The sequence below is a fragment of the Nocardiopsis listeri NBRC 13360 genome, assembly GCF_001570765.1.
Lineage (GTDB): Bacteria > Actinomycetota > Actinomycetes > Streptosporangiales > Streptosporangiaceae > Nocardiopsis > Nocardiopsis listeri.
Genome location: NZ_BCSH01000043.1, coordinates 47117 through 73195 on the forward strand (window position 1 = coordinate 47117; position 26079 = coordinate 73195).

The window sequence follows — 26079 nt, forward strand, 5'->3', positions numbered from 1 at the left end:
ACCATGGGACCCGCCGTTCTCACCTGCCCGGCACCGTCGCGGCGGGACTCTCGCAACGCAATTCCTGTGGGCGAAGGTAGGTGACGCTACGCCAGACCCATTCCAGGGGGCCCGGTCGAAGCCGGCTCAGCCACCAGCGGGCGGCCAGGGCCATCACCACGAAGTAGCCGGTGGCCAGCGCGTACTGCGCGAGCATGGGCACCTCGCCCTCGAAGGGCTTCATCAGCAGGAACACCGCGGTGCTGCCCAGGTAGACGGTGAGCGTCATCCGGCCCAGGGGCGCCAGCGCGCCCAAGGCTCGGGCCACGGCACCGTCACGACGCAGCAGCCACCACACCAGCCCGAGGTAGAACAGGGCCCCGCCCAGGCCGGTCAGCGTGGACGAGAGGTTGATCATCATCTCGGCCGGCAGCGGGGTCACCGGGACACCATCGGGGCCCAGGATGGGGATGCCGTCGGCATCGAACTCCCTCGGGAAGAGCAGGTCGGAGACGACCATCAGGCCCATCCCCGGGACCTGTCCGAGCAGTCCGCCCCAGATCATCGGGGCGATGAGCCGATTCGGTCCCGTGGAGTCCGACGAGAGTTCGGGGCGCCGTGCCAGCCACGCGCCCACGCAGAAGAACCCGAGGGTCTGTGGGATCGGTCCGATCACCATGCCCTGGATCAACCCCGAACCCATGAAGGGCTCGAACACCGGCGAGAGGAGGAACGCCCCGATCGCGAACCACAGCGGCCGGTTCTGCGACCCCGCCGTCATCAGCGGCAGCAGCGGGGCGAGGAACAGCGCGGCGAGCGCGTAGTGGGTGAGGATGTCCCCGCTGAACACCAGCAGGTGCGGGATCCCGAAGAGCACACCGAGGGCGACGTACCGGCGGAGCATGGTCGCCATGGGGCGCCCACCGCGTCGGGCGACCGAGCCCCAGGCCAGGACCGATCCCGCCCCCAGCAGCACCATCAACATGGCCCGGGCATCACCGGACATGAGCAGGTTCAGCCCGGTGTCCAGGATCGACGTGAGAACGCTCGGTTCACGTTCACCGGCCATCTCGGCCGGGAAGACGACGGCGGTCGCGTTCATCAGGACGACACCGATCATCGCGACCGCGCGGGCGACGTCGAGGAACGCCACCCGTCGACCGGTGTCCGACACGACCGGCGCGGAATCACCGCCGGCCGGCGCGGCGTCCGGGTTCGTGGCTGTGGTCAAGGTGGCGCCCCCTTCGGTTTCAACGAGGGGTCCAGCGTCGCCCGCGCACCGCTTCGCGCACATCCACCGAAAAGCCGAGACGACCGCCGGCTCGCCTCATACCTTCGGCCGACCCCCGCAGGGGAGCCGGCGACCTAACCTTGGGCGTCATGAACCGTGCCACCCTCACCAACAGGTTGTACGCCTTCGTCGAACGCAGATCCCGAACCCTGTCGTGGTTGGTGGCGGCGGGGCTGGTCGTCGCGATGCTCGTGGTATCCGTGGAGGACCTGCACGAGGTCTTCCGATCGCGTGCGATGGAGGACTGGTTGGGACCACCGCACTCCGCCATGGACTTCGTGCCCTGGGCATCGGGGGCCGTGTGCGCGCTGGTGGTCTCCCTGGTGGTGTGGCCACGGGTCGGTCCATGGGCCACCATGGCCGCCGGGATACTCGTGTCCACGGTGGTGCTCGGGGCCTCGGTACTGCTGTGGCCGTTTCCGATGGGAGTGTTCGGATACTCCATGGCCGGAGCGGAGATGCTCGGTCTGCTCATCATGCTCTCCCTGACCGCCCTGCGCTGTCGCCCTTGGCAGATCCTGTCGGTATCGGTCATGTGCTTCTTCGTGCCCCTGTCCGACTACCTGCGTGAATCCTTCATGCTCGAACCGACCGCCGCGTTGTCGATGGTGCTGATGGGGTTGGCGCCCGGTGCGTACCTGCGTTGGCGCGCGGCCGACCGGCGGACCCGGGTACACCGGGTCCGCGCCGAGGAACGGCTGGCGATCGCCCGGGACCTGCACGACGTGGTGGCGCACGAGGTGACCGGGATCGTGGTGCGGGTCCAGGCGCTGCGGCACGTGGCCGACCGCAGGCCCGAACTGGTCGGTGAGGCCCTGCCGGAGATCGAGGAGGCGGGTACTCGGGCCCTGGAGTCGATGCGCGGCATGGTCTCTCGGCTGCGCGGTCCGGAGGAAGCCCTCTTGACGTCCGACCCGGTCGACGGACTGCGGGCGCTCGCCGCACCGGCCGAACACGGACGCCCGGAAGTGTCGGTGCGGTTGGAGGGGCCGGTACCGGAACTGCCCGCGGCGGTCGGCACCGCGGTCTGGCGGATCGCGCAGGAGTCGGTGACGAACGCGCTGCGCCACGCGCGCGGGGCGTCCCGGGTCGACATCGACGTGCGGGCCGACTCCGACGAGGTGACGCTCCGTGTGGTGGACGACGGCCGGGGCGGGGCGAGGGGCCTTGGTCCCGCCGGGGGCGGTCACGGTCTGGTCGGGATGGGAGAACGGACCCGGGTGCTCGGCGGAGAACTGTCCGCCGGCCCCAGCGGACGGGGGTGGACGGTGTCGGCGACGATCCCGGTCCCCAGGAGAGGAACACCTTGACGATTCGGGTACTGCTCGCCGACGACCAGAGCATGGTCCGGACGGGTTTTCGCTACATGCTCGACGCCGAGGACGACATCGCGGTGGTGGGCGAGGCCGGTGACGGGGTGGACGCGGTCCGTCTGGCCCGGGAACTCCGCCCGGACGTGGTCCTCATGGACATCCGGATGCCCGGGATCGACGGGTTGGAGGCCACCCGTCGGCTTGCCGGGCCGGGGCTCGACGACCCGGTGAAGGTGGTCGTGGTGACCACCTTCGACCTGGATGAATACGTGCACGCCGCGTTGACCGGCGGCGCCGTGGGCTTCCTACTCAAGGACGCGGGGCCGGCGTTGCTGATCGAGTCGGTGCGGGCCGCGGCGCGCGGCGACGCCCTGGTGTCGCCACGGATCACCGTGCGACTGCTGCGGCACTTCACTCGGCCGACGGCACGGAGGGCCGAACCCGACCCGGGAGGGTTGACCGCCCGCGAACTGGACATCGTGCGCGAGGTGGCGCGTGGTCTCACCAACACCGAGGTCGCCGCGGAACTGTACGTCACCGTGAGCACGGTCAAGACCCACCTGGCCCGGGTGCAGGAGAAGCTCGGCGCCCGCAACCGGGTGGAGATCGCCATCTGGGCGCATCGCAACGGTCTGGTCGCCTGAGTCGCCTGAACTGTCCCGCTTGACAAAAAAGTGAGCGGGTTCTGACCCTTATGACCCGTGTCGCCCCCGTACGGACTCATGTGCGGAGCGTGATGATCGTGGGGAATCGCGTTACGACGACACGTCTGCGAGGAATACCCCATGGCCACCATGCGTGCGGCCCGGTTGAACATCACCGACCGGACCCTGAAGGTCACCGACGTCCCCAAACCGGTACCTGGTCGAGGACAGGTGCTGATCCGGGTGAGGGCCGCGGGGATCTGCCCGTCCGACGTACACCTGGTCGAGGGCGATCTGTCCCCGCTCTACCTTCGGGGGGATACCGTCACCCCGGGTCACGAGGTGTCCGGCGAGATCGTGGAGGTCGGCACGGAGGTCCTGGGCCACGAGGTCGGCGGCAGGGTGGCGCTCCGGACCGACGAACACGACCACCGTGGCCGGCTGCTCACCCGCGGGGTGGACTACGACGGAGGATGGGCCGAGTACGTGTTGGCCAACGAGGACACCCTCGTTCCGATCCCCGACGCCCTGCCGTTCGAACAGGGGGCGATCATCCCGGGCGCGGTGGCCACGGCCTGGGCCGCGGTCTCCGCCACCGGCGACGTGCGCGCCGCGGAGGCGGTGTGCGTGTGGGGCGCGGGCAGTCTGGGCGTCCACGCGGTCCAGCTGCTGCGGATGGTCGGCGCGGCCCCGATCATCGTCGCCGATCCCGACGAGATCGCGCGCAAGCGTTCCCTCGACCATGGCGCCGACGAAGCCCTCGATCCCACGGCCCCGGACTTCCTCACTCGGATCGGACAGCTCACCCACGGGCGCGGGCTGGACGTCGCCTTCGACTTCGCCGGGGCACCGACCGTCCGGGAACAGGCCACCCGTGTCCTGGGCGAACACGGGCGGCTCGTGCTGGTCGGACTGGCCGACAAGCCGTTGGAGGTCTCCGGCGGCACCCGCTTCGGTTACCTGCGCCAACGGATCCTGGGCCACCACGGTTCCGAGCCCGCGCACGTGGTGGAGCTGGTGGACCTGGTGCGCGCCGGACGGGTGGAGTTCTCCCGGTCCATCAGCGACACGTTCCCGCTGGAACGGGCCCCGGGCGCGGTGGAACGACTGGCCGGACGGTTCGGATCACCGGTCCGCCTGATCCTGCTGCCCTGAGCCCGCGACCTACCAGTCGCCGGTCCTGTAGTCCTTGAGGAAGCAGCCGTACAGGTCCTCGCCCAGCTCCCCGCGGACGATCGGGTCGTAGACGCGCGCCGCCCCGTCCTCCAGGTCGAGCGGAGCGTGGAACCCGGCCTCGGCGAGGCGCTCCCGGTCCGGGTGCGGGCGTTCGTCGGTGATCCATCCGGTGTCGACGCTGGTCATGAGGATGCCGTCGGACTCCAACATCTCCTCGGCGCTGGTCCGGGTGAGCTGGTTCAGCGCGGACTTGGCCATGTTGGTGTGCGGGTGCCCGGGCCCCTTGTAACCGCGACCGAACACGCCCTCCATCGCGGAAACGTTGACCACGTAGGTACGACGGGCCGGGGAGGCGGCCAGCGCAGGGCGCAGCCGGTTCACCAGGAGGAACGGGGCACTGACGTTGCACAGCTGGACTTCGAGCATCTCCACGGGGTCGATCTCCCCTGTCGTCCGCGTCCAGCTGTTGACCGGGGCCAGGTCGGGGACGAGACCACCGGCGTCGATCGCGCCGCCCGCACGGACCCGGTCGGGATGGGCGGCGCCGGTGGTCAACGCCAGTGAGGTGAGCATCTCGGGAGTGAGGGTGTGCGGCGCGACGCGGGCGATGTCCGCCTCGTCGGTGCCCTCCAGGGCTTGTGGGCGCACACCTCCGAGTACCAGGGGTTCGGGCAGGCCGTCTCCGGTGAGCGGTCGGGCCTCCGCGGCGATGAGCGGAGCGTAGGAGTCGGGCGAGCGCCGTACGGTCTGCGCGGCGTTGTTGATGAGGATGTCCAGGTGCCCGCGCTCGCTCACCGAGTCGGCCAACCGCAGGACCTGGCCGGGGTCGCGCAGGTCGATCCCGACGACGTCGAGCCGGTGCAGCCACCGGTCGCTGTCGGGCATCGCGGCGAAGCGGCGCACGGCGTCGTTGGGGAAGCGCGTGGTGATGGTGGTGTGGGCGCCGTCGCGTAGCAGCCGCAGCGCGATGTACATGCCGATCTTGGCGCGGCCACCGGTCAGCAGGGCACGGCGACCGGTGAGGTCGGTCCGGGCGTTGCGGCGTTCCCGGTTGAAGGCCGCGCACCCCGGACACAGCTGGTGGTAGAAGGCGTCGACCTCGCGGTACTTCTGCTTGCACACGTAACAGGGACGGGCCTTGCGCAGCACCCCGGCGAGTGCTCCGGTGGTGCCGCTGGTGAGCGCGCGACCGTTGGTCTCGTCGTCGATCCGGTCCGGCGCCGCGGTGGCCGTGGCGGCCATGACGGAGCTGTCGTGGAGCTTCTCCGCGGCTCGGCGTTCCTTACGGCGGCGTTCCTTGACGGCCTTGAAGAGACCGGAGGTGGCCCGTTGCAGGGTGAGCGAGTCCTCGTGGTCGGGAGGCAGCTTCTCGGCCTTCGCGAGGACCTCCAGGCACCTCCGAAGCTCCTCCGGGTCGATCCCGTCGGCCGTCACCCTGGTCATCGTCTCCGTCATCACCACACCCGCCGCTGTTCCTGATGCCCGCTTGGCCGGGCCAACAGGAACCTTATGCGCAGATTCGGACCGGGACGCCCGGCTCCTCCGACCACCTGATTCGTATTCGCGCCCATGAGAGGCGACCATGAGGGAGCATGTGGGAGTCAGCGTCGACATGTGCGGCACGAGAGGTGTCCGCCGATGAGGGAGGAACCATGTCCCGGCCCGTTTCCGGACCGAGTACGGCGGAGCGCGAATTCGTGGTGCTGCTGGACGAGGAGCACCGCCCCACCGGTTCGGCGGACAAGGCCGTCGTGCACACCGAGGACACCCCGCTGCACCTGGCGTTCTCCAGCTACATCTTCGGCCCGGACGGCCGGGTGCTCTTCACCCGTCGCGCACTGGGCAAGACCACCTGGCCGGGGGTGTGGACCAACAGCTGCTGTGGCCACCCGGCCCCGGAGGAGTCGATTCCGGACGCGATCCGCCGCAGGGCGCGACAGGAACTGGGGATCGGGTTGACCGAGATCACCGACGCCCTGCCGGACTTCCGGTACCGGGCGATCTCGGCCGAGGGCATCGTGGAGAACGAGTTCTGCCCGGTGTTCTGGGCACGCACCGAGGACGAACCCGCTCCGAACCCCGACGAGGTGGCCGAATACGCGTGGGCGGACTGGGATGGCGTGGTCGCCCTCGCCGAAGGCGCCCCCTGGACGATCAGTCCGTGGGCCGTCGAGCAGATCCCGCGTCTGAACGCGGTACGGAGGGGTTGATCGGGTTGTTTCAGGGCCTCCGCTAGCACTTCGTCCCGCCCATCACCCGCCACCAACCCTCAACGGACGCCTACGGCGCAGCCTTGTCGGGGGGTTCGGGGCCTTTGCAGAGGGATTCGGGTTTCAAGCGACACAGCATCGTCGTCCACGCCTGACGCTCGTTCCTCGCTAGCGGCTCGACTCCTCTTGCACAGTGTTGGAACAAACCCAGGCTCTCCGGCCCCGAACGGGTGACCCCCCGTGGTGCGGGCCCAGCGACCGTCCCCACCTGGGCGGTCAGTCCTCCCAGGTGGGGTCGTAGCGGGGGTGGCCTCGGTAGACGGCGGCCAGGTACTTCACCGCGAGCCGCCAGGCCAGCAATTCCGACCAGGGATCGCCCTTGACCTTCGCGGCCGTTCCGGAGGCGTCCAGGATGCGCATGCTCTCGGCGTGCGCCTCGGTGTAGCCCTGGACGATCTTGCGTTTGGCCGCGACTTCGGCCAGGGCTCTCTCCCGACCGCGCGAACCCACGGGTACGGCTTTGGACGCGCGTTCGTCCTCATCGAGACGTTCCTTCAGGAACTCGACGATGGTCAACGGACAACCCCTCCTCTGTCCCCCAATTCGCTACATAAGGTTCAGTATCTGCCATAAGGCTCATTCGAGCCACCCCGGCAGACCCCCGTCGACCGCTGTTCTCCGAGTGCTCTTCCCGCTTAGTCGCACCCCTCGAATTGGGGCACGCTGCGGACCACTTCGAGGCCGGTCTCGCCGAACCACTTGTCGAGCAGTTCGGACGCCGTCTCGTCCTGGTACATCTCTCCGACCGCCTTGTTCACGGCCTCACAGGCGGCCACGTCGCCATAGGGCAATCCGACCCCGTACTTCTCGTCGGTGAAGGGATTGTTGACCAGTCGGAAACCGTCCGGGTTCTCGGCGAGGTAACCGGCGAGGATCAAATTGTCGGTGGACACCGCGTCCACGTCCCCCTCGGCGAGACGCTCCACGCAGGCGCTGTAACTCTTCGCCTCCTGTAGCTCGGACACCTCGATCCCGAGTCCGTCGGTGATCCGCCGCACCGAGTTGGAGCCCTCCCCCTGACAGACGCTGCGCCCCTCGAGGTCATGGACCCCGGACACCTCGCTCTCGTCGGCGTGCACCAGGACGTCCTGCTTGGCCACGTAGTACGGGCCGCCGAAGGTCACCTCGGTCTTGCGGGCCGGGGTGATGGAGTAGGTCGCCACGACCATGTCCACCTCGCCACTGATCAGCTTGTCCTCGCGTTCGGCCGAGGTGACCCCTACCAGCTCCACGTCGGTGACACCCAACCGTTCGGCGATCTCTTGGGCCACGTCCACGTCGAACCCGACGATCTCCCCCTCCACGTCCAGGCCCAACCCGGGCTGGTCGGCCTTGACCCCGATGGTCAACGACTCCGCGTCCACCAGGGACTCCCGCACCTGCGCCGAACAGGCGGGGGACACCAGCGCCGCCGAGGCGACCAATGCCGCCACGGACCACGCGCGAGGACGTCCGAACCACATGTGCGTGTTCACCTCCATCCGACCGTTCATCTCGATCAGTCCGTCAGCGGTACTCGGCGAGCCGGGGACGGACCCCGACCACCACCAGTGTCAGCAGGATCAGCGCACCGACCGGAAGGCCCCAGGTCCACGGCGCGAGCGCGGCGTTGCCCCGTTCGATGCCGTCGGCGAACTCCTCCTGGTGCAGTTCGATCAGTCCGTCCAGGGCGTCCATGTAGGCGGGAAAGACCCCGTCCTCGGTGTGGGAGATCCCCATCCGGACGTCGATCGCGGTCTCCTGGTCGCCCTCCCGCGCGGCGGTGCGCAGGCTCTGGTCCTCGACCTGCAGGTCGTTGTAGGCCGCCAGCACCTCGGCGAGCGCGCCCTCGTGTCCCGAAAGCAGTGCGTCCCGTGCGTCCTGCCCCAGGTAGCCCAACGTTCCGGGGTCCTCGGGGTCCGAGCCGTCCGAGCCGTCCGAGCCGGGCAGGTTCGGGAACGCCTCGGGAACCTCGGCGATCCGCGCGTAGTAGTCGTCCAGGTTGCTCGCCGGGCGGAACAGCACCTGTTGGGACCGCTCCAGGTAGACCTGCTGGTAGTTGTCGGCGAGCGAGTCGTCGATCAGGTATCGGCTCTGGTCGGCCTGCATGTCCGTGGTGATGGCACCCGCTCGCGCCAACGCCATCGCGGCGTCCAACCCCTCGTCCTTGGCCTCTCCTTGGTGGCCGCCACTGCTGTTGAGCGCGAGCGTGACCCCGACGGTCAGGACCACGGCGCCGACGGTAGCGGCCAGGAGCGGGGCATTGAACCGACGGCGGAACCGCACCCGCAGGTACAGCTGGAGGGCGATGAGGGAGACGACGGTGGCCACCCCGGCTCCTCCGACCCACACCAGCCCCAGCGCGACCGAGGATCGCCCCTCCTCGTGGTTGGTGCGCACGATCGCCGAGGAGTCCAGTCCCAGGTTGAACGCCTTGGGCAGGAGTTCGGTGTGCATCAGCCGTGTGGCCTGCCGGTGGCTTTGCAGGGCCGCGGGGTCGACCTCCCCCGGCGGGGCTCCGGCCTCGTCGTTGAGCAGCAGGGCCTGCGCGGCCAACTGTTCGTAGGCACCGATCCCGTCCAGGACCGCCTGGACGTTGCGCTCCTCGACCGTTTCCCCATCGGTCGGCTCGGTCGGTTCGCTCGACTCGGTCAACGAGGCCGCGTGGAGCAGGGCCCGGCCGGCCTGGGCCCGACTGGCCTCGTAGCCGCTCTCGGCCTCCGCACGCCCCGACCCGAGGTCGTGGTCGGTGCCCATGAGGAGGATGTCGGCGACCCGGGCGTCCATGTCGGCCAAGGCCAGGTACAGCTCGGTGGTGGCCATGGCCTGGGGGCCGGCGTCCCGGCCCAGGACGTCGAGTCCGTCTCGGGCCTGGTCGAGGGTGACGGTCGCGGACCCGAACAGGCCCGCGATGGTCGCCACGCACAGCAGGGACAGCGCCCACACCCGGGCGGGGGTGGTACCCAAGGCGGCTCGGAGCCTCGATCCCCAGGAGGGCGACCGTGGCGTGGGGCGCTCCCTCCCGGCCGACGAGGCGACCGCCGTTCCTTTGGGGCGCGGCGCACCGTGCGCCGGCCCGCCGGGGGCCTGTGTCGGTGGTCCCGGCGGCCGGGAAGGGGCTCCCGGCCCGGGTCGCCCTGCCACCTGTTCGGGGTTCGGGGGCATCAACGGGGTTCACCCCTTCTGGAGGAGGATGGAGGTCCATGCGCCGACGTAGAGCCGATCGCCGTCGTTCAGGGGGACCTCCACGTTGTGCGCTATGGGGTCGGCGGTCCCGTTGATCGTGGTCCCGTTGGTCGAGCCCGGGTCCACCAACGACCAGGTGTCGCCGGGGCGTGCCAGCAGAACCGCGTGGATGTGGGAGATGGCGGGGTCTCCCCCGGGCCCGCCCAGGTCGATCTCGGGGAAGAATCCGCGCGAGCGACTCCCCCGACCGATGTGCACGCGATCGCCCTTGAGGGTCACCCGACGCTGCTTTTGGCCGGTGGGGAAGTCGATCCGGTCGGGATCGAGCATCCCCTGGTCGACCATGTACCGGTAGTAGGCGGGGTCGGCGGCGACGATCGCCAGCCAGCGCACCCCCCTCGGAGCGCTCCCGGGATCCGACATCCGGTGTTGGTGGCCACCGGACCGGGACGCGAAGTCGTAGCCGCACTCCTCGCAGAAACGACCGGCCCGGGACGTGCCGCACTCCGGGCAGGGGCCGCCGCGCTGCGCCGGTACGGATCTGGGCGGTGGTGGATGCGGCGGGTTCGGTGTGGGGGGTCGGGGCGATTCCGGACGGCACTGTCCGGAGGCGGCCCGTGTGGCGGACCCGCACCACGCTTGGAGGCGCAGTCCGCAGATGTCGCAGAAGTCGTCGGCCGTGGAGCGGTGCCCTGTAGGGCGACTCGGCATGGGTCCCTCCTACCCGGGTCCGGGGGCGCCGCCGGTTCCCGGCCCGGGCCGGCGGGGGCGGGTCCGTACGGTCCGGGTCGAGTCGGTGTCGAGGGTCATCTCGTCGATCTTGTCGACGTCGGGCTTGAGCCGGACGGTTCCGGTGGCCGGGTCGATCACGTCGACGACCCGGTCGAGCAACCTCGCCGTCTCCTCGTCACCCGACTCGTGTGCGAGCGCGACGGCCCGCCCCAACCGTGTGGTGGCGGTGGTCTCATCTCCCTCGCGACGGGCCGTGAGCCCGTCCTGGATCATCCGGGCCAGCTCCACCTGACCCGTGTAGTGGGCCACCCGGGGGTTGATCTCGGTGGCCTTGGCCTCGTCCGGCGTCCACTCGGCGAGGATGTTCCCCGAGGCCAGGACCTCGTCCCGGTCCGGGGTCCGGCCGGGCGTCACCACGCGCACCCATCCGGCGCGCAGTTGCCGCCCGGGGTCGCCCGCGGGCACCTCGACGCACACGTGGTAGTCGCGGCTCTCGGTACCCCAGGACCCGGTCGGGTGGTCGTTGGCCTGCGGTACCCGTTGGACGGCGCGGTCGGTGAGGTCCTGGACCGTGGGCGCGACCTGTTTGACGAAACGCACCACGGAGTTCCGCGGGGTCCACAGGCGCAGCGCCACGTCGGCCACGGTCTTGCCCATGGACGCCTGGGCCATCGCCCGGAAGTCGGCGGTCATGTCGGCGGGGTCGGCGATGATGCCGGGGCCGCCGCCCAGGAGCGCCGCGTCGACGCGACGCAGTTCCTCGACCTTCCAATCGGTGCCGACCCCGCGACAGTCGCAGACGAACCTGCCCGCGATCCGTCGGAGCACCTCCTCGAAGACATCGGACATCTCGTTGTTCTGACCGTCGGTGAGCAGGATCGCGTGCTTGATGCCATCGCCACCGGAATCGAACAGCTCCGCCGCCTTGAGCAGCCAGGAACCCATCCGGGTGCCGCCGTCGGCGCGCAACCGGCCCACGGCCTCCAGGGCCTCCGTCCGAGTCCCGTCGTTCACCTCGGCCAACCGGTCGGCGGCGGGGTAGATCATCTCGGCCTCGCGGTGACCGGCGACGACCGCGAAGCGCACACCGTCGCGCAGGGTCTCGATCGCCGCGCGGGCCGCCTGCTCGGCCGCGTTGATCTTCTCGCCGTACATGGACCCGGAGGTGTCGATGATGATCACCTCGGAGGCACGTACCGAGGTCCCCACCAGGACGGGGCTGTGGGAGGTCACGCTCACCACGGCGTGCACCTCCGTACCGCCCAGCGGCAGGTAGGGATTCTGGTCCACCTGGATCCGGAACTCGGATCCCCCTGCCCGGTCAGACGTGTTCGGCACGGCGACCCCCTGCGGGTACGGGTATGACGACGACGGTGATGTTGTCCTTGCCGCCTGCTCTCAACGCCAGCCCGACGTAGGTTCTGGCCGCATCCAAGGGCGCGGTGTCGGTGCCCGGTACGGCGTCGGCCAGGGCCTCGGCCTCCGGGTAGTAGTTCCACAGACCGTCACTGCACAGCACGACGGCGCCGGGCCCGGTCGGGGTCACGGTGGAGATGTGGGCGTCGATCTCGCCGGAGTCCGCGCCCATCCAGGCGATGAGCGCGTGGGCGTTGGCCGAACGCATGGCCTCCTCCCGGGTCAGCGCACCCATCTGCACCATCGCCTCACTCCAGGAGTCGTCCCTGGTGAGCAGGGTGGAGGTACTGGAGGTGGGCCCACCGGAGAGCCAGTAGGCACGGCTGTCGCCGACCCATCCGACGGTCACCGTCCCCGTGTTCGGGCAGGTCACGGCCGACACGAAGGTGCATGCGGGCGCGAATTCGGGTGATTCGGCGATGGCCGCGACGGCCCGGGCGGCCTGGGTCATCGCCACACCGGTGGCCTCACGAGGGTCGGCGCCCTGGCGCAGACGTTCGGCGAGCACGGTCGCGCCCGTCTCCGCGGTGACCCTGGAGGCCTCGTCCGAGCGGGGCGAGCTGGACACTCCGTCACAGACCACCGCGACGACGGCGCCCGCCGCGTGCGGGGCGTCTTCCTCCATCACCCGGATGGCCATGGCGTCCTCGTTGCGCTTGTGACGCAGCCCGCGATCGCTGACCCCGAAGACCTTTCCTGCGCGTACCTCGACGTGATCGCGGCCGGTGGGCTGGAGGAATCCGCACTTCTCGCAGTAGCCGTCCACCACCCGCCCGGGGCACCACACGCACCGGCCGGGGTCGGCGGCCACGACCGGTTCACCACCGGTGGTGGGCGGGCGCCACTCGGGGACCACCTTCGGCGACGCCGGCGCCGGACCGGTCCGTGGGATCACCGCGTCGCGACGGACGGGCTGTGTGACCTGCGCGTCGGCCTCGTCCCACTCCGGTCCTCCCGGCCCCTCGGACATCGCGCCGACCTCGTCCACGTCGGTGTTCGGGGCGAAACCGGCCATGCTCTCCTGGGGCGCGGTCGGTACCGAGTCGGGTGCCGTGGCCTCCGGGTGCGGCACGGGGTCGCGCGCCTCCACGGGCAGGTTCCGGCCGCAACCCTCGCAGAAGGCGTCGCTCGTCGACACCGTGTCGGCGCAGGTGGGGCAGGTCCAGGCCATCGTCATCGCCGTTCCTTCTATCCTCACAGCAGGGTCACGGGACGTAGGGAGTTCGCCTTGTCGATGAGCGCGTAACGCTCCATGACGTGACCGGTCCGTTGGGCCAGGGACCGGTAGCGGCGTTCCAGGTTGGAGCGCACCCCGTCCTCGGTGAGTTCGTCATCGAGAAGACGGCTCCCCGCGGGCGGGACCCCGCCGGCCCGGAGCCATTCCAGGGCGGACTCCAGGACCCGTGCGGCCAGTCGGTCGACGGACTCGCTGTCCAGCCCGATCCGGCCGAGCCTCTCCCCCGCCCTGGCCAGGCCCATGCCGTCGCCCGTGCCTCCGGCCAGCACCGAGATCAGCGCGGTCTGGGCGTGGACGTACATGCTGGACAGTTCGGGGACGGTGTCCAGGACCTCGATGGCGCCGGCCCGGTCGTTCTGGGCGAGCCGGATCCTGGCCAGGCCGAACGCGGCGCTCACGTAGGAGTGGTCGGTGGTCCACACCGTGGCGTAATGGCGTGCGGCGACGTCGTGTTCACCGGTGCGTTCGCAGGCCAGGGCGAGCCCGAGCTTGGGTGCGGCCTCCCCGGGCAGGTGGGCGTACAGCTCGGCGAAGTGGTCTCGGGCCTCGCCGAACCGGCCGGTGCTCAGCTCGGCGACCGCGAGGTACCACATGGTGCGCCAGTCACCGGGGACCGCCAGGCTGAACCGTTCCAGTACGTCCAGCGACTCCTTGTAGCGACCTACCGTCATCAGCGACCGGGACAGCATGAGCAGGGTCTCCGGCGAGGGTGCCCTGGCCGACCGCAGGATCGGGATGAGTTCGTTCGAGGCCAGGCCCACGTGGTTGCGCAGGTGTTGGGCCGCGGGGTCGAACTGGTCGATGAGCGGGGAGGGCGACAGCGCCGCGGCCTCGGTGGGGTCGGGCGGGGACAGGAGCCGGTCGGCGTCGTGCGCGCCGGACCCGGGCGGCCCGGTGAAGGTCTCTGCGCCGAAGAGCACGGAGGCCGCCGGGTGGGGCGTCCCCTCGATCTCCGCGAGCACCTCGCGCAACACACCGGTGAGCTGGTCGGCCATGTCGCCGGCGTCGTGGAAGCGCGCCTCGGGGTCGCGGTGGGTCGCCCGGCGCAGGAAACGGTCGTAGGACTCGAACCGCCGCAGCAACGGCACCTCGTGCCGGGGCGGAAGGTCGTGCGGGTACTCGCGGATGAAGCCGAACTGGAAGCTGAGCACCGCCAGGGCCCGCCCCACCGAGTACAGGTCGGCGCTGACGCTGGGTCCCGGGCCGCGCAGCTCCTCCTCGGGAACCCGGTACCCGGGGGTGGTGTAGACGGGGCTGAGCCCGTCGTCCACGCGGCGGACGCCGCCCAGGTCGATGAGCTTGATCTGCTCCTCGCTCTGGATGACGTTGTCCGGCTTGAAGTCGCAGTACAGCAGACCCTTGGAGTGCAGGTAGCCGAGGGCCCTCAGGCACTCGAGCCCGTAGGCGATGACCTGTTCCAAGGGCAGGACTTCCTCGCCCGTCCCACGTTTTCGGCGCTCGACGAGCAGTTCTCGCAGCGACTTGCCGCCCACGTACTCCATGACGATGTGGCCGCCGGGGATCCCGGTGCGCGGGTCCGGATGCTGGGAGAAGTTGATGATCTTGACGATGTTGGGGTGCTCGACCTCGGAGAGGAAGGCGCGTTCGGCCGCGGCCGCCTTGTGCGCCTCGGCGTCACCCGCGTTGAGCAGCCCCTTCAGCACCACCCAGCGGTTGTTGACGTTGCGGTCCCTGGCCAGGTAGATCCAGCCCAGCCCGCCATGGGCCAGACAGCCGAGCACCTCGTACTGGTCGCCGACCACCTCGCCTGCGACCAGCTTGGGGGTGAAGGAGAACCGGGTGCCGCACTGGCGGCAGAACCCCTCGGTGCGGCCCGGTTGGTCGCCTCTGGACCGGCCGACCCTCTCCGAGCAGTTGCCGCAGAAGCGATTCTTCTCCGACACGACCGGGGCGGTCATGATCGCCCCGGAGGGGTCCTTCGTCGGCACCAGGGGTACCTGGACCATGCCCAACCCGAGCATGCCGCGTCGGGAGCCGGCGCTGGAGGTGCGTCCGCTGCGCGAACCACCGCCGAGACCCGAGACCCTGCCGGGACCGGAGCGCCCAGAGATACGGACGTTGCCGGAGCTGATCGGGGGTGAGTGGACGGACCCTGCGATGTTCGCGGGACTGCCGGTCGAGGGACCGCTCTGCGGAGCCGGGCCCTGCGGCGGAACGAAGGGTCCAGACGGTGCGGTCGAGGCCCCCGGTCCCGGTGTTCGGGTGGTCGGCGCGTCCATAGGCGCCAGACCGCACACGCCGCAGAAGTCGTCCTCGATCAGCCCCGAGCAGCCGGGGGAGGCGCACTCGTTCACCTGTTCACACCGCCATCCTGGGTTCCGACCGAGGGGGTCTCGGTGCCCGCGAGTTCCTGAAGCGTCCTCTGGTAGGTGGACAGCGCCACCGTGGCGGCCCGCAGGTCGCAGGGGGCGTTCCACAACTCCCAGTGCGCGCGCCCATGGGGTTCGACGAGTCGTTCGTGTTCGGCCAGGCCCAGGCGCACCGCCCGGGCGCGGAAGGCGTCCAGGCGCCCTCTCAGTTCGGCCCTGCGTTGGAGGAGGCCACCGAGATCGCGTTCCCGGTCGCGCGCGGCGTCCCCGGCCTCGTGCACGGAGCGCTGTAGTTCCCCCAGGCGCACGCCCAGGGCCCGCCACCGTCGCCGAGAGCGCAGTTCGTCCATCTCGGCGATGGCCGCGCGCAGCTCCGGGACCGGGTCGGGGACGTCGATGGCCACCGGGGAGGAGATCTTCGCGACCACACGGACGCGCAGCTCGCGGGAGCGCAGCACCACCTTCTCGACGTCGTCGATGGCCGAACCGAGTCGGCTCACGCTCTCGTCGTAGGCGTCGCGCATGCGCAGGGCGTCCCGGAGTTCACCCCGGATCCGGTCCAGGATCGAACGCATACGGTCCAGGTCGAGGGTGTCCACGCCACCGTCGGCGACCAGCGACAACGGGTCGCGCCGCACGGTGTCGCCGACCCGTTCCAGCTCGACGCGCAGGTCCTCGTACTCGTCGTCGGGAACCTCGACCATGTCCGCGAGCGTGCCGACCTCCCGCCACATCGCGTCGAGTTCGTCGAGTCGCGGGTGGAGTGCGTCCCAGGCGGTCTCCACCGCGGAGACGACCTCCGTGATCGCCTCGTAGTCGGCGGTCATCCGGGCGATGGCCTCGGCCAGGGTCATGCTCTCGGTGTCGGGGTCGAGCAGACCGCGTTCGCGCGTGGGGACCTCGGTCAGGGGTAGGGTCACGGACTCGCCCATGAGCAGTCGGGTGAGCTCGTCCTGGGAGTCGGCGACGCCGAACTCGCGCAGGCGCGCGGCGTGCTCGACCACCGACTCGAAGGCGGCGTGGATCAGCCACAACCGGTGGACGTGTACGTCCGCGGCCTCCCAGCGGACGCGGGTTCCACCGTTCAGCTCGACGTCACGGAGCAGGCGGTACACCGCGTGCCGGTCGAGGTCGGCCAGGTTGAGGGAGATCCGATCGACCTCACCACGGGCACGATTGAGCGCGTGGTCGATCCCTTCCCAGCTCATCGGCGGCATGCCGAACCCCGACGCGTTCGCCACCTGCCGAATCACCCCCACCCTTTGTATAGGAAGAGTGTGGCGGCGCCCATCCCGATCCACAAGGGACTTCTCGTTATACGGCCACGTACGGCCACAAGCACGACACGGGCGCCATCGCGAGCATCACAGCGGCTCGCTCTCCGCGTCCCTGTCGAGGGTCTCCGGGACGAAACGGGCGCGGTCGATGACCGACGCGCGGGGCAACAGAACCGTCTCGTGACCGCATGAGGGGTAGCCCTCCCGCATCGCGGTGAAGGTGCGCTCCGCCTCCTCCGGCGACTGGTGTCGTTCGGTGTCCCCGGCGTAGATCTCCGGCCAGGGCGGGGCGAGGAAGACGCGGTGGTGGTAGCGGAACAGTCGGGCCGCCTCACGCACGTGTTCGGGGACGCGCCGACCCCGTTGGAGGAAGTAGCCGACCATGTCGGGCACTCCCCGGTCGCAGAAGACCAGGCCCTCCCGATCGGCCGCCTCCCGGTGCGAACGCATGTCCCACGAGAGCATGAGCTCGACGAACAGGTCCTCGTCACGCCAGGACAGGCCTGCACCGCCGATCGCCCGCTGGTCACGGATGATCGCCCGCCCGGCCTCCACGGTGCGTCCGTGGCCGAGCCCGGCGAGGTGGTCGATCAGCGTCGTCTTGCCCGAACCCGGTCCTCCCGTGACGACGACGAGGTGGTCCATGGGCACTGCCCCTTTCGATGGGTACGGCCACGGCCGGCGCGCCGCCCGCGAGGACGGCGCACCGGTGTGGGATCGGGTCCGGTCAGATCGGAACTAAGGAATCGCGGCTTCGATGAGGTCGGCCGCGTAGGGACCGCCGCCGCGCTGGAGCCGGCCGCTGATGTCGGCCAGTCGGCGCGCGACCTCGGGGTCGTGGGTGAGGTCGAGCAGCGCGTCGCGCAGTGCCTCGGCGGTGACCGCCTCGGTGTCGATCCGGCGGGCCACTCCCAATTCCTGGAGGCGATCGGCGTTGTCGAACTGGTCCACCGCCTGCGGCACCGCGATCATCGGAGTACCGGTGTGCAGACCCTCGCTGGAGCCTCCCATACCCGCGTGGGTGACGAAGGCGTCCGCCTGCCGCAGGATGTCCAGTTGCGGAACCCATCGGTGGACCTCGACGGTGTCGGGGACCTCCCCCAACACGGACGGGTCGACGTACTCACCGATCTGGAGGACGGTGCGCCACCCGGGCAGGTCACCGAAGGCCTTCACGCATTCGCGGTAGAAGTCCGGTCGTTCCGTGTAGGCCGAGCCCAGCGACACCAGGACGACCTTCTCCGCGTCGGCCGGTCGGGTCCAGGATCCCTGGTCCGCACGCTCGCCCAGGCAGGGTCCGACGAAGGTGACCGTGTCGGCCACCGTGTCGGCGAAGGGCTGCATCTCGCGTGGGATCATCGCCAACGCCCGGTCGGGTTCACCCGCGAAGCCGGCGTGGTCCAGCCCCTCCACCCCGTTCTCGACCAGCCAGGCGTCGAACTTGGCGAAGTGTTCCTCGGCCCCCGGTTGTTCGCGCAGCCAGACCATGACGGTGTCGGCGTGCTCGGCCCAGCCGACGTAGGTCGGGGACAGCTGGATGGTGGGGATCCCCCACTCGATCCCCATGACGCGGGCGGTGTACCCACCGATGTCGTAGAGGAACAGGTCGGGACGGTCCTCCGCATAGGCCTTCCGAAGCACGGGCAGGCTGTTGATGGCGTCGTCGAGGAAGATGTCCATCCCCTCGATCGGATCGTCGCTCCACTCCTCGTCCCCCGTGGGCAGGGTGGTGGTGAAGGGGACGAGCTCGGCGCCGGTGGACTCGATGAGCTCACCGATCCGACCGACGGGGTCGTTGGCGTAGGTGACGCGGTGGCCCCTACGGACCAGTTCGCGGATGATCTCCAGGCTGGGCAGGACGTGGCTCACCGCGGGGACGCCGACCATGGCGATATGGGCACGACGGGTCATGGTTCTCTCCTGAGACTGTCTAACGGGTAGGACTACGGGGCGCCGGTCCCCGGAAGGGGCGGCGCGGAGGCGTCGAGGACGCGGGGGTCCTACTGGTAGAACAGCTGTTGGAAGGCCATGGCCCCACTGTAGGGGACCCCCCTCCGTCCCGTCCTCCCGTTTTTCCGGACCCGTGTGGACCTGGCCGGCGACGCGAAGGGGCCGAGTCGGTCGTCCTCGAGAATCAGGTCGACCGACTCGGCCCTCTCCCCGTCGGCGCGGACCGATCCGGGACCCTTCACGTCACGGAGTACCGGTGTCCTTCGGCGGGTCCTTGGGCGCGCGGTGCTTGCCCACCCGCGGGGCGGCGGACTCGTCCTCGTACACGGAGGCCTCGGTGGCGCCGGCCGGATCACCCCGGTAACCGTCGCGGTAACCGCCCGCGTAACCGTCGTCGAAGGCGCTGACGTCGTACTCGTCCCCCTCGGCGGTGGGGTCGTCGGCGAGCAGGTCACCGCCCTCGGGACCCGCGGCGTGCCGAGGCCCGGAATCGTCGGCGGTTTCCTCCTCGGCGGACGCCTCACCCTCCTCCGAGGAAGCGGTCGCGGTGGCCGCGCTCCTGAGCCGCAGTCCCGCGATCACCAGGGCGATCCCGAACACGATCGCGTAGACGCCGACCACGGCGACCATCGCCAACGCGCCCAGCCCGGGCCAGAGCCACAGCAGGAGACCGAAGATCACCGACAGCGCCCCGGCGAATATCAGCAACCACTCCGAGGTCATCTGCGCGCGCAGCCGTACGGCGGTGATGATCTCGGCGACGCCGGTGACGATCGCCCAGGCCCCGATGACGAAGACCAGGGCGACCACCGCGACGGTCGGCCAGATCAGGGCGGCCACACCCAGCAGGATGCCGAGCACCGACTGGATCACCAGGGCGAGACGGGAGCCGGGGGCCGTCCTGAAGGCGGCGACCCCCAGCGCGATCCCGTCCACCAGCGCGAAGGCACCGAAGACGAAGGCCAGGGCCACCGTGGTGACCCCGGGCCAGATGAGCGCCACCAGACCGAAGACCACGGCGGCGACACCGCGAACGACCACGACCCACCAGCTTCGGCTCAGCTCACCGAGCATGTCACCGGCCGACTCGTACCGGACCATAGCCGGGCCCCCTCCCTCACGCGGCCCGCTCCGTCCAGGGCCACTTCGTTGCCACTTCTCTCAACGTCGCACACAGATGACAGAAGGTACGCAAAGCGCAAGGAAAGGGAGGTTCTACACCGTTCCTTCTTCGTGCCGGGCACATGGGACCGCCCGCCCTCGTCGGTGACGTGGGCGGGCGGTCGAGGCGCTCTCGGGCGGGTGTCAGCCCTGGCCGGGGTATCGGCGCTCGTTCGAGCCGACGTAGTGCTGGCGCGGGCGCGCGATCCGGAAGGCCGGGTCGTGCAGCTGCTCGCGGTAGTGGGCGATCCAGCCGGGCAGACGGCCGAGGGCGAACAACACGGTGAACATGTTGGTCGGGAAGCCCATGGTGCGGTAGATGACGCCGGTGTAGAAGTCGACGTTCGGGTACAGCTTGCGCTCGGTGAAGTACGAGTCCTGGAGCGCGGCGGCCTCAAGCTTGAGGGCGAGCGCGAAGAGCTCGTCCGGGCTGTCGTGCTGGTCGAGGATCTGGCTGGCCAGAACCTTGATCTCCTTGCTGCGCGGGTCGAAGTTCTTGTAGACCCGGTGCCCGAAGCCCATGAGACGCATCTCGCGGGCCTTGACCTTCTCCAGGAAGTCCTCGATGGAGATGCCCGAGTCGCGGATCTCCTCCAGCATCTCCAGCACGGCCTGGTTGGCGCCGCCGTGGGACGGGCCGGACAAGGCGTTGATGCCGGAGGCGACGCTGGCGAAGATGTCGGCCTTGGCGGAACCGACCACGCGCACGGTGGCGGTGGAGCAGTTCAGCTCGTGGTCGGCGTGCAGCACCAGCAGCATGCCGACGGCCTTGTTGAACAGGTCGCCCAGCTCACCGCTGGGGGCCTTGTCGCCGAAGGTCATCCGGATGAAGTTGTCGACGTAGTCGAGCGAGTCGTCCGGGTCGATCGGGGTCTCACCGATCGAGTTGCGGTAGATGCGGGCCGCGATCGTCGGCAGCTTGGCCATCAGCCGGATCGTGGCGAGCTCTACCTGGTCCTCGTCCTCGGGGTCCGCGCTGTCCTCGTAGTACGCGGCCAGGGTGTTCACGGCGCCGGCCATCAGCGCCATGGGGTGGCCGTTGCGGGGCATCGCGTCGATGAACGCGCCCATCTCGGCCGGAATGTCGGCGTTGTCGCGCAGCTTGTCCGAGAACTCCTTGAGCCGTCCGGGCTCCGGAAGCTCCCCGTAGATCACGAGGTAGGCGGTCTCGAGGAAGGTGCTGTGGACGGCGAGGTCCTCGATCGGGTATCCGCGGTAACGCAGGATCCCGGCGGCCCCGTCGATGTAGGTGATCTTCGAGCTACACGAAGCGGTGTTGCCGAACCCCGGGTCCAGGGTCGTCATACCGGTCGACCCCAGCAGGGTCTTCAGCTCGATGGTGCTCTCACCCTCGGTACCGGTGAAAACCGGCAGCTTCAGCACGCCGCCCTCGTAGTGGAGCTCCACCGTGCGCTCTTTGTCATCGCTCATGCCCGAGGTCAACCTTTCCAGGCGGGGGATACGTGAGGTACGTCGAACGCAGGGCGATCCGCCGCCGCGCTCTTGATTCACTCGTTATTGTTCTGTTTTGTTAAACGCCAGTTAAGCAAAATCATATAAGTTTCACCGATTCACGAACAGGTGACATGCAACACATACCCAGACGTGCACAGAATTATCAGAGGGTGAAGATTTACAGACTTTGCCGAATGTCGTTAACAGCGTGATCGCCCTGAGACCTCCACCGGGGACGGCGGGGTTCTCCCACCCGTCTTCCGTCGGTCTCCTGGACAGGTCCCCTGGGCACCCCGAAACCCACCCGAACCGGCCCGGCGGGGATGCCCTTCACAGATCTGGACAGACCCGAACAGAACTCGGTGCGGCCAGGTGTTCGAACGCGCCCTAGTGGCCTGAGATCAGGGTACCTTCGCCCTGATCACAGGGGCTGACGCGGGGTGCCTCCGACTCGGTGATCTTGGCCTCTGTCACCGACCTCGGCGGCACCGAACACCCTTCAGGGCCTCTCCCCCTACCCCTGAAGGGGTCGGAGTATGTGCCCCGGGAACGAGACTTCACAGACAGTCCGCGACCCCCGCTCCCGACCGGGACGAACGGCCCACCGAAGAGCCCGCCTGCGACCAGAGACGGAAAGCCGATGGAACCGGAACACCGAACCGAAGCCCACAACGAGTGACCGACATTAACCCGGGGTAAACGAAACAAACGCTCTTTGTGGGAAAAGCGGTCTCCTGTGGGAAACCGGTACTGCGACGATCGCCGTCGCCGGCTAACCCTCGTCGACGCCGCCGGCCAGCAAAGGCTCCATGAACAGCGACGGGTGGTCGCGCTCGATGACCTTCAACCGCCACTTGTTGTGCACCAGCACCAACAGCTCACCGTCGGAGCGGCGGCGCAGCACCTCGGCTCCGGAGAGCCCGTGCAGGCTCGGCCCGGACTCGGCGTCGGTGCGTCGAGCCACGGAGTACTCCAACGGCGAGGCCTCGATGGGGCTGCGGAACTCCTGCTCCATGCGGTGCTTGACCACGTCGAACTGCAATGGTCCGACCGCCGCCAACACCGGGGCCTGATCACCGCGCACGTCCGAGGTGAGTACCTGCACCACGCCTTCGGCGTCGAGCTGGGCGATCCCCCGCTGGAACTGCTTGTACTTGCTCGCGTCCAAGGCGCGCGCCACCACGAAGTGCTCCGGCGCGAAGCTGGGGATCGGCGGATAGGACACCTTGGGACCGTCGTAGAGGGTGTCCCCCACCGACAGCGCCTGGGCGTTGACCAGGGCGATCACGTCGCCCGGGTAGGCGGTGTCGATGGTGGAGCGATCCGAACCGAAGACCGCCTGGGTGTACTTGGTGGCGAAGGGACGTCCGGTGGACGCGTGGGTGAGCACCATGCCGCGCTCGAACCGACCCGAGCTGACCCGGACGAACGCCATCCGGTCGCGGTGGTTCTTGTCCATGTTGGCCTGCATCTTGAAGACCTGACCGGAGAAGGGACGCTCCACCGGGCGGGGCCGATCCTGGTCGTCGACCTTGGCCGACGGCGCGGGAGCCCGGCCCACGACCGTGTCCAGCAGCTGACCGACACCGAAGTTGGACAGCGCCGCGCCGAACAGCACCGGGGAGGACTCCCCCGCCATGAAGGACTCGTGGTCGAAGTCGGCGCCCAGCGCCTCCAACAACTCGATCTCCTCCTTGGCCTGGACCCAGGCGTCCTGCTCGACCTCCGCGGCCCGGTCCTCGTCCATGACCTCCTCGATGGCCTTCTGGGCGCCGCCGGGGGTCCGGGTCATCTTGGTGTAGCTCCCGTTGGTTCGGTCGATCAGGCCACGGAAGTCACCGGCGATGCCGACCGGCCAGTTCAGCGGGGTGGGGCGCAGTCCGATGCGCTGCTCGATCTCGTCGAGGAGTTCGAGGGGTTCGCGCCCGGGCCGGTCCCACTTGTTGACGAACGTGATGACGGGCATCTTGCGGGCCCGACACACGTCGAAGAGCTTGAGGGTCTGCGGCTCCAGGCCCTTGGCCGAGTCCAGCAGCATGATGGCGCAGTCGACGGCGGAGAGCACCCGGTAGGTGTCCTCGGAGAAGTCGGCGTGACCGGGGGTGTCCAGCAGGTTGAGGACGTGGTCCCGGTAGTCGATGCGCAGGGCGGCCGAGGTGATGGAGATTCCGCGATCCTGCTCCATCGCCATCCAGTCGGAGGTGACGCCCTTGCGGTCGCCCTTGCCGTGCACGGCTCCGGCGGACGAGATGGCCGCGGCGTGCAGCGCCAGGGCCTCGGTGGTCGTCGACTTACCGGCGTCGGGGTGGGAGATGACCGCGAAGGTCCGCCGACGTTCCGCCTCGTGTGCGACCTCGGACCCCTGTTTGTCCGTGCCCGCCGTGTCCACGCTCATTCCCGTCGTCGCCTCGCCTCGTCTGAACTCCCGTTTTTCGGCCCCGTACAGCCTATGCCCGCATGGACGTGCCGAGGACAGCGACCGAGGTGGCCCGGGTTCCTACCCGCGCTCTCGGACCACCTCCGTCACCCGGCGCGCCAGTTCGACGGGATCGGTGTCCCCCGGGTAGACGGCCACCACGATCCGGTCCCGGCCGGATGCGGCCTCGCCCGATTCCTCGAACAGAGGGGCGGCCAGGGCGCGGACCCGTTCCATGGCCTCGTCGAACCGCCGCCACGCACCCCCGTCGTCCGGGTCGCGAAGCCAACCGCGCAGGACGTGGTTGTGCGCCGCGATGACGGCGGAGGCCACCACCTCCACCTCCAACGAGGGACGCCCGCCACCGGCGGCCTCGGCCAGGTGACGGCTGAAGGCCGCCTGGTAGCGGGCGGTCATGGCGACCTCCCGGTCGCGCAGCCGCGAGTGGGCGCGCACCAACCGGTAGCGGGGGACGGTGATCTCGGGGTCTCGCACGTACCCCTGGAAGACCAGACGCGCGGCGGCCAGCACGGAGTCCGTCGGCGACTCCGGGGAGGCCTCCATGTAGCGCACCACGGTCTCGAACAGTTCGTCGTGTTCGGCGAAGAGGACGTCCTCCTTGGAGCCGAAGCGGCGGAAGAGGCTGCGTCGGCTCACCCCGGTCGCCTCGGCTATCCCCGCCATCGTGGTGGCGTCGAATCCGGCTTCGGTGAACAGGCGTACCGCCGCCAACACCACGGCCCGGGTACCGCCGCCATTGCGTTCGACCATCGTCCCTCTCCTCTTCGCCGAGGACGATCCTTCCGGCGGATCACCACCACCGGTCGGTGTACTTCATCGCCTCTACCCCCTACTCTGGCACTGAATGCCAGATAACGGCACCTAGTGCCAGACACCAGGGAAGAGCATGAGCGACTTCGACCTTTTCAAGACCAGCGAGGAGCACGAGGAGCTGCGTGAGGCGGTGCGCTCCGTCGCCGAGGACAAGATCGCACCGCACGCCGCCGAGGTGGACGAGAAGTCGGCCTTCCCGCAGGACGCCCTCGACGCCCTCACCGCGACGGACTTCCACGCCGCGCACATCTCCGAGGACTACGAGGGCATGGGCGCCGACGCGCTGGCGACCTGCATCATCATCGAGGAGGTCGCCCGTGTGTGCGCCTCCTCCTCACTGATCCCCGCGGTGAACAAGCTCGGCACCATGCCGCTGATCCTGGGCGCCTCCGAGGACGTCAAGCGTCGCTACCTGACCCCCGTCGCCCGTGGCGAGGCGATGTTCTCCTACGGCCTGTCCGAGCGCGAGGCCGGTTCCGACACCGCCTCCATGCGCACACAGGCCACCCCCAAGGGCGACGACTGGGTCCTCAACGGCCAGAAGTCGTGGATCACCAACGCCGGGGTGAGCGAGTACTACACGGTGCTCGCCGTCACCGACCCCGAGGGCAAGCGCGGCCGCAACATCTCCGCGTTCGTCGTCCACGCCGACGACGCCGGCTTCACCCTGGGCGAGCCCGAGCGCAAGCTCGGCATCAAGGGATCCCCCACCCGCGAGCTGTTCTTCGACGACGTGCACATCCCCGGTGACCGCATCGTCGGCGCGCCGGGCGAGGGCCTCAAGATCGCGCTGCGCACCCTGGACCACACCCGCGTCACCATCGGCGCGCAGGCCATCGGCATCGCCCAGGGCGCCCTGGACCACGCCGTGGCCTACGTCAAGGAGCGCAAGCAGTTCGGCAAGTCCATCGCCGACTTCCAGGGCATCCAGTTCATGCTGGCCGACATGGCCATGAAGCTGGAGACCGCCCGCCAGATGGTCTACGTGGCCGCCGCCAAGTCCGAGCGGGGCGACGAGGACCTGCCGTTCTACGGCGCGGCCGCCAAGTGCTACGCCTCCGACGCCGCGATGGAGATCACCACCGACGCCGTGCAGCTGCTGGGCGGCGCCGGTTACGTGAAGGACTTCCCGCTGGAGCGCATGATGCGCGACGCCAAGATCACCCAGATCTATGAGGGCACCAACCAGATCCAGCGCATGGTGATGGCCCGCCAGCTGCTGAAGTAGGTGGTGCGATGAAGCGCCTCCGCTAGCGCTTCGGCGTGTTCGGACGGCCGCTTCGGACGGCCGCTTCGGACGGCCGCCACCCCCATCGACGGACACCTGCGGCGCAGTCTTTTCGGGTGTTCGGGCGACTCTAGATTCTAGATGAGTAATTCCCAGGGGTGGGGGTGGTGGTTGGTGGGGCGTCTGGGGTTTCTGGCTCTTGGGG

General features: G+C 69.4%; 21 protein-coding genes. 5 read left to right on the forward strand and 16 right to left on the reverse strand.

Annotated features, from left to right (window positions below; translation table 11 throughout):
- Positions 1 to 19 precede the first annotated feature (19 nt).
- The gene (locus NLI01S_RS14345) at positions 20 to 1210 is read right to left on the reverse strand and encodes a DUF418 domain-containing protein (protein WP_307601690.1); all 1191 of its coding nucleotides are present in this window, start codon (positions 1208 to 1210) and stop codon (positions 20 to 22) included.
- A 149-nt stretch (positions 1211 to 1359) separates the two neighbouring features.
- On the opposite strand from NLI01S_RS14345, the gene NLI01S_RS14350 reads away from it, so the two are divergent.
- The 3 genes from NLI01S_RS14350 to NLI01S_RS14360 all read left to right on the forward strand — a co-directional run bounded on the left by NLI01S_RS14350 (position 1360) and on the right by NLI01S_RS14360 (position 4382).
- On the forward strand, positions 1360 to 2580 hold the full coding sequence (locus NLI01S_RS14350) for a sensor histidine kinase (RefSeq protein ID WP_067604605.1): 1221 nt from the start codon (positions 1360 to 1362) through the stop codon (positions 2578 to 2580).
- Positions 2577 to 3227 (forward strand): response regulator, encoded by a 651-nt coding sequence (locus NLI01S_RS14355; protein WP_067604634.1) that lies wholly within the window; start codon positions 2577 to 2579, stop codon positions 3225 to 3227. The genes NLI01S_RS14350 and NLI01S_RS14355 overlap by 4 nt, the downstream gene beginning before the upstream one ends.
- 141 nt (positions 3228 to 3368) lie before the next feature.
- Positions 3369 to 4382: a zinc-binding dehydrogenase gene (locus NLI01S_RS14360; RefSeq protein ID WP_067604607.1), complete on the forward strand. Its 1014-nt coding sequence runs from the start codon at positions 3369 to 3371 to the stop codon at positions 4380 to 4382.
- Between the two features lie 9 nt (positions 4383 to 4391).
- On the opposite strand, the gene NLI01S_RS14365 is transcribed toward NLI01S_RS14360, so the two are convergent.
- Positions 4392 to 5858, reverse strand: a complete 1467-nt coding sequence (locus NLI01S_RS14365; protein ID WP_067604635.1) for an SDR family oxidoreductase — start codon at positions 5856 to 5858, stop codon at positions 4392 to 4394.
- Between the two features lie 197 nt (positions 5859 to 6055).
- Between NLI01S_RS14365 and idi the strand changes: the two genes are divergently transcribed.
- Complete coding sequence (gene idi, locus NLI01S_RS14370) at positions 6056 to 6613, forward strand: isopentenyl-diphosphate Delta-isomerase (protein ID WP_067604609.1); 558 nt, start codon at positions 6056 to 6058, stop codon at positions 6611 to 6613.
- Between the two features lie 276 nt (positions 6614 to 6889).
- Here the strand turns inward: idi and NLI01S_RS14375 are convergent, their stop codons facing one another.
- The 14 genes from NLI01S_RS14375 to NLI01S_RS14445 form a co-directional block, all read right to left on the reverse strand.
- On the reverse strand, positions 6890 to 7189 hold the full coding sequence (locus tag NLI01S_RS14375) for a DUF6221 family protein (protein ID WP_067604611.1): 300 nt from the start codon (positions 7187 to 7189) through the stop codon (positions 6890 to 6892).
- Between the two features lie 119 nt (positions 7190 to 7308).
- The gene (locus NLI01S_RS14380) at positions 7309 to 8136 is read right to left on the reverse strand and encodes a glutamate ABC transporter substrate-binding protein (protein WP_067604636.1); all 828 of its coding nucleotides are present in this window, start codon (positions 8134 to 8136) and stop codon (positions 7309 to 7311) included.
- A gap of 43 nt (positions 8137 to 8179) precedes the next feature.
- The gene (locus NLI01S_RS14385; protein ID WP_371850615.1) at positions 8180 to 9817 is read right to left on the reverse strand and encodes a hypothetical protein; all 1638 of its coding nucleotides are present in this window, start codon (positions 9815 to 9817) and stop codon (positions 8180 to 8182) included.
- Between the two features lie 9 nt (positions 9818 to 9826).
- The gene (locus NLI01S_RS14390; RefSeq protein WP_067604615.1) at positions 9827 to 10549 is read right to left on the reverse strand and encodes an FHA domain-containing protein; all 723 of its coding nucleotides are present in this window, start codon (positions 10547 to 10549) and stop codon (positions 9827 to 9829) included.
- A 9-nt stretch (positions 10550 to 10558) separates the two neighbouring features.
- Positions 10559 to 11908: a vWA domain-containing protein gene (locus tag NLI01S_RS14395; RefSeq protein ID WP_067604617.1), complete on the reverse strand. Its 1350-nt coding sequence runs from the start codon at positions 11906 to 11908 to the stop codon at positions 10559 to 10561.
- Entirely contained in the window at positions 11892 to 13163 is a 1272-nt protein-coding gene (locus NLI01S_RS14400; RefSeq protein ID WP_067604619.1) for a PP2C family protein-serine/threonine phosphatase, read from the reverse strand. Before NLI01S_RS14400 ends, NLI01S_RS14395 begins: the two co-directional genes overlap by 17 nt.
- A gap of 17 nt (positions 13164 to 13180) precedes the next feature.
- Positions 13181 to 15538, reverse strand: a complete 2358-nt coding sequence (locus NLI01S_RS14405; protein WP_067604620.1) for a serine/threonine-protein kinase — start codon at positions 15536 to 15538, stop codon at positions 13181 to 13183.
- Entirely contained in the window at positions 15535 to 16761 is a 1227-nt protein-coding gene (locus tag NLI01S_RS14410) for a hypothetical protein (RefSeq protein WP_067604637.1), read from the reverse strand. Before NLI01S_RS14410 ends, NLI01S_RS14405 begins: the two co-directional genes overlap by 4 nt.
- A gap of 156 nt (positions 16762 to 16917) precedes the next feature.
- Positions 16918 to 17475 (reverse strand): AAA family ATPase, encoded by a 558-nt coding sequence (locus tag NLI01S_RS14415; RefSeq protein ID WP_067604621.1) that lies wholly within the window; start codon positions 17473 to 17475, stop codon positions 16918 to 16920.
- 93 nt (positions 17476 to 17568) lie between these two features.
- The gene (locus NLI01S_RS14420; protein WP_067604622.1) at positions 17569 to 18741 is read right to left on the reverse strand and encodes a macrolide family glycosyltransferase; all 1173 of its coding nucleotides are present in this window, start codon (positions 18739 to 18741) and stop codon (positions 17569 to 17571) included.
- 282 nt (positions 18742 to 19023) lie between these two features.
- Positions 19024 to 19881 carry an HdeD family acid-resistance protein gene (locus NLI01S_RS14430; protein WP_067604624.1) on the reverse strand — a complete coding sequence of 286 codons (858 nt, stop codon included), beginning with the start codon at positions 19879 to 19881 and terminating at the stop codon, positions 19024 to 19026.
- Positions 19882 to 20085: 204 nt separating this feature from the next.
- A complete protein-coding gene (locus tag NLI01S_RS14435) occupies positions 20086 to 21372 on the reverse strand; it encodes a citrate synthase (protein ID WP_067604625.1) in 1287 nt (428 codons plus the stop codon).
- Between the two features lie 796 nt (positions 21373 to 22168).
- Positions 22169 to 23791 (reverse strand): peptide chain release factor 3, encoded by a 1623-nt coding sequence (locus tag NLI01S_RS14440; RefSeq protein ID WP_067604626.1) that lies wholly within the window; start codon positions 23789 to 23791, stop codon positions 22169 to 22171.
- Between the two features lie 102 nt (positions 23792 to 23893).
- Entirely contained in the window at positions 23894 to 24583 is a 690-nt protein-coding gene (locus tag NLI01S_RS14445) for a TetR/AcrR family transcriptional regulator (RefSeq protein ID WP_067604627.1), read from the reverse strand.
- A 136-nt stretch (positions 24584 to 24719) separates the two neighbouring features.
- Here NLI01S_RS14445 and NLI01S_RS14450 point away from each other — a divergent pair, with 136 nt between their 5' ends.
- Entirely contained in the window at positions 24720 to 25874 is a 1155-nt protein-coding gene (locus tag NLI01S_RS14450) for an acyl-CoA dehydrogenase family protein (protein ID WP_067604628.1), read from the forward strand.
- Positions 25875 to 26079: the final 205 nt, after the last annotated feature.

Excerpts from the sequence above, each read along its gene's own strand:
- NLI01S_RS14350 (WP_067604605.1), top strand. The coding sequence starts at position 1,360 with ATGAACCGTGCCACCCTCACCAACAGGTTGTACGCCTTCGTCGAACGC.
- NLI01S_RS14360 (WP_067604607.1), top strand. The coding sequence starts at position 3,369 with ATGGCCACCATGCGTGCGGCCCGGTTGAACATCACCGACCGGACCCTG.
- NLI01S_RS14365 (WP_067604635.1), bottom strand. The coding sequence starts at position 5,858 with ATGACGGAGACGATGACCAGGGTGACGGCCGACGGGATCGACCCGGAG.
- idi (WP_067604609.1), top strand. The coding sequence starts at position 6,056 with ATGTCCCGGCCCGTTTCCGGACCGAGTACGGCGGAGCGCGAATTCGTG.
- NLI01S_RS14380 (WP_067604636.1), bottom strand. The coding sequence starts at position 8,136 with ATGTGGTTCGGACGTCCTCGCGCGTGGTCCGTGGCGGCATTGGTCGCC.
- NLI01S_RS14385 (WP_371850615.1), bottom strand. The coding sequence starts at position 9,817 with ATGCCCCCGAACCCCGAACAGGTGGCAGGGCGACCCGGGCCGGGAGCC.
- NLI01S_RS14390 (WP_067604615.1), bottom strand. The coding sequence starts at position 10,549 with ATGCCGAGTCGCCCTACAGGGCACCGCTCCACGGCCGACGACTTCTGC.
- NLI01S_RS14400 (WP_067604619.1), bottom strand. The coding sequence starts at position 13,163 with ATGACGATGGCCTGGACCTGCCCCACCTGCGCCGACACGGTGTCGACG.
- NLI01S_RS14410 (WP_067604637.1), bottom strand. The coding sequence starts at position 16,761 with ATGAGCTGGGAAGGGATCGACCACGCGCTCAATCGTGCCCGTGGTGAG.
- NLI01S_RS14415 (WP_067604621.1), bottom strand. The coding sequence starts at position 17,475 with ATGGACCACCTCGTCGTCGTCACGGGAGGACCGGGTTCGGGCAAGACG.
- NLI01S_RS14420 (WP_067604622.1), bottom strand. The coding sequence starts at position 18,741 with ATGACCCGTCGTGCCCATATCGCCATGGTCGGCGTCCCCGCGGTGAGC.
- NLI01S_RS14430 (WP_067604624.1), bottom strand. The coding sequence starts at position 19,881 with ATGGTCCGGTACGAGTCGGCCGGTGACATGCTCGGTGAGCTGAGCCGA.
- NLI01S_RS14435 (WP_067604625.1), bottom strand. The coding sequence starts at position 21,372 with ATGAGCGATGACAAAGAGCGCACGGTGGAGCTCCACTACGAGGGCGGC.
- NLI01S_RS14440 (WP_067604626.1), bottom strand. The coding sequence starts at position 23,791 with ATGAGCGTGGACACGGCGGGCACGGACAAACAGGGGTCCGAGGTCGCA.
- NLI01S_RS14445 (WP_067604627.1), bottom strand. The coding sequence starts at position 24,583 with ATGGTCGAACGCAATGGCGGCGGTACCCGGGCCGTGGTGTTGGCGGCG.
- NLI01S_RS14450 (WP_067604628.1), top strand. The coding sequence starts at position 24,720 with ATGAGCGACTTCGACCTTTTCAAGACCAGCGAGGAGCACGAGGAGCTG.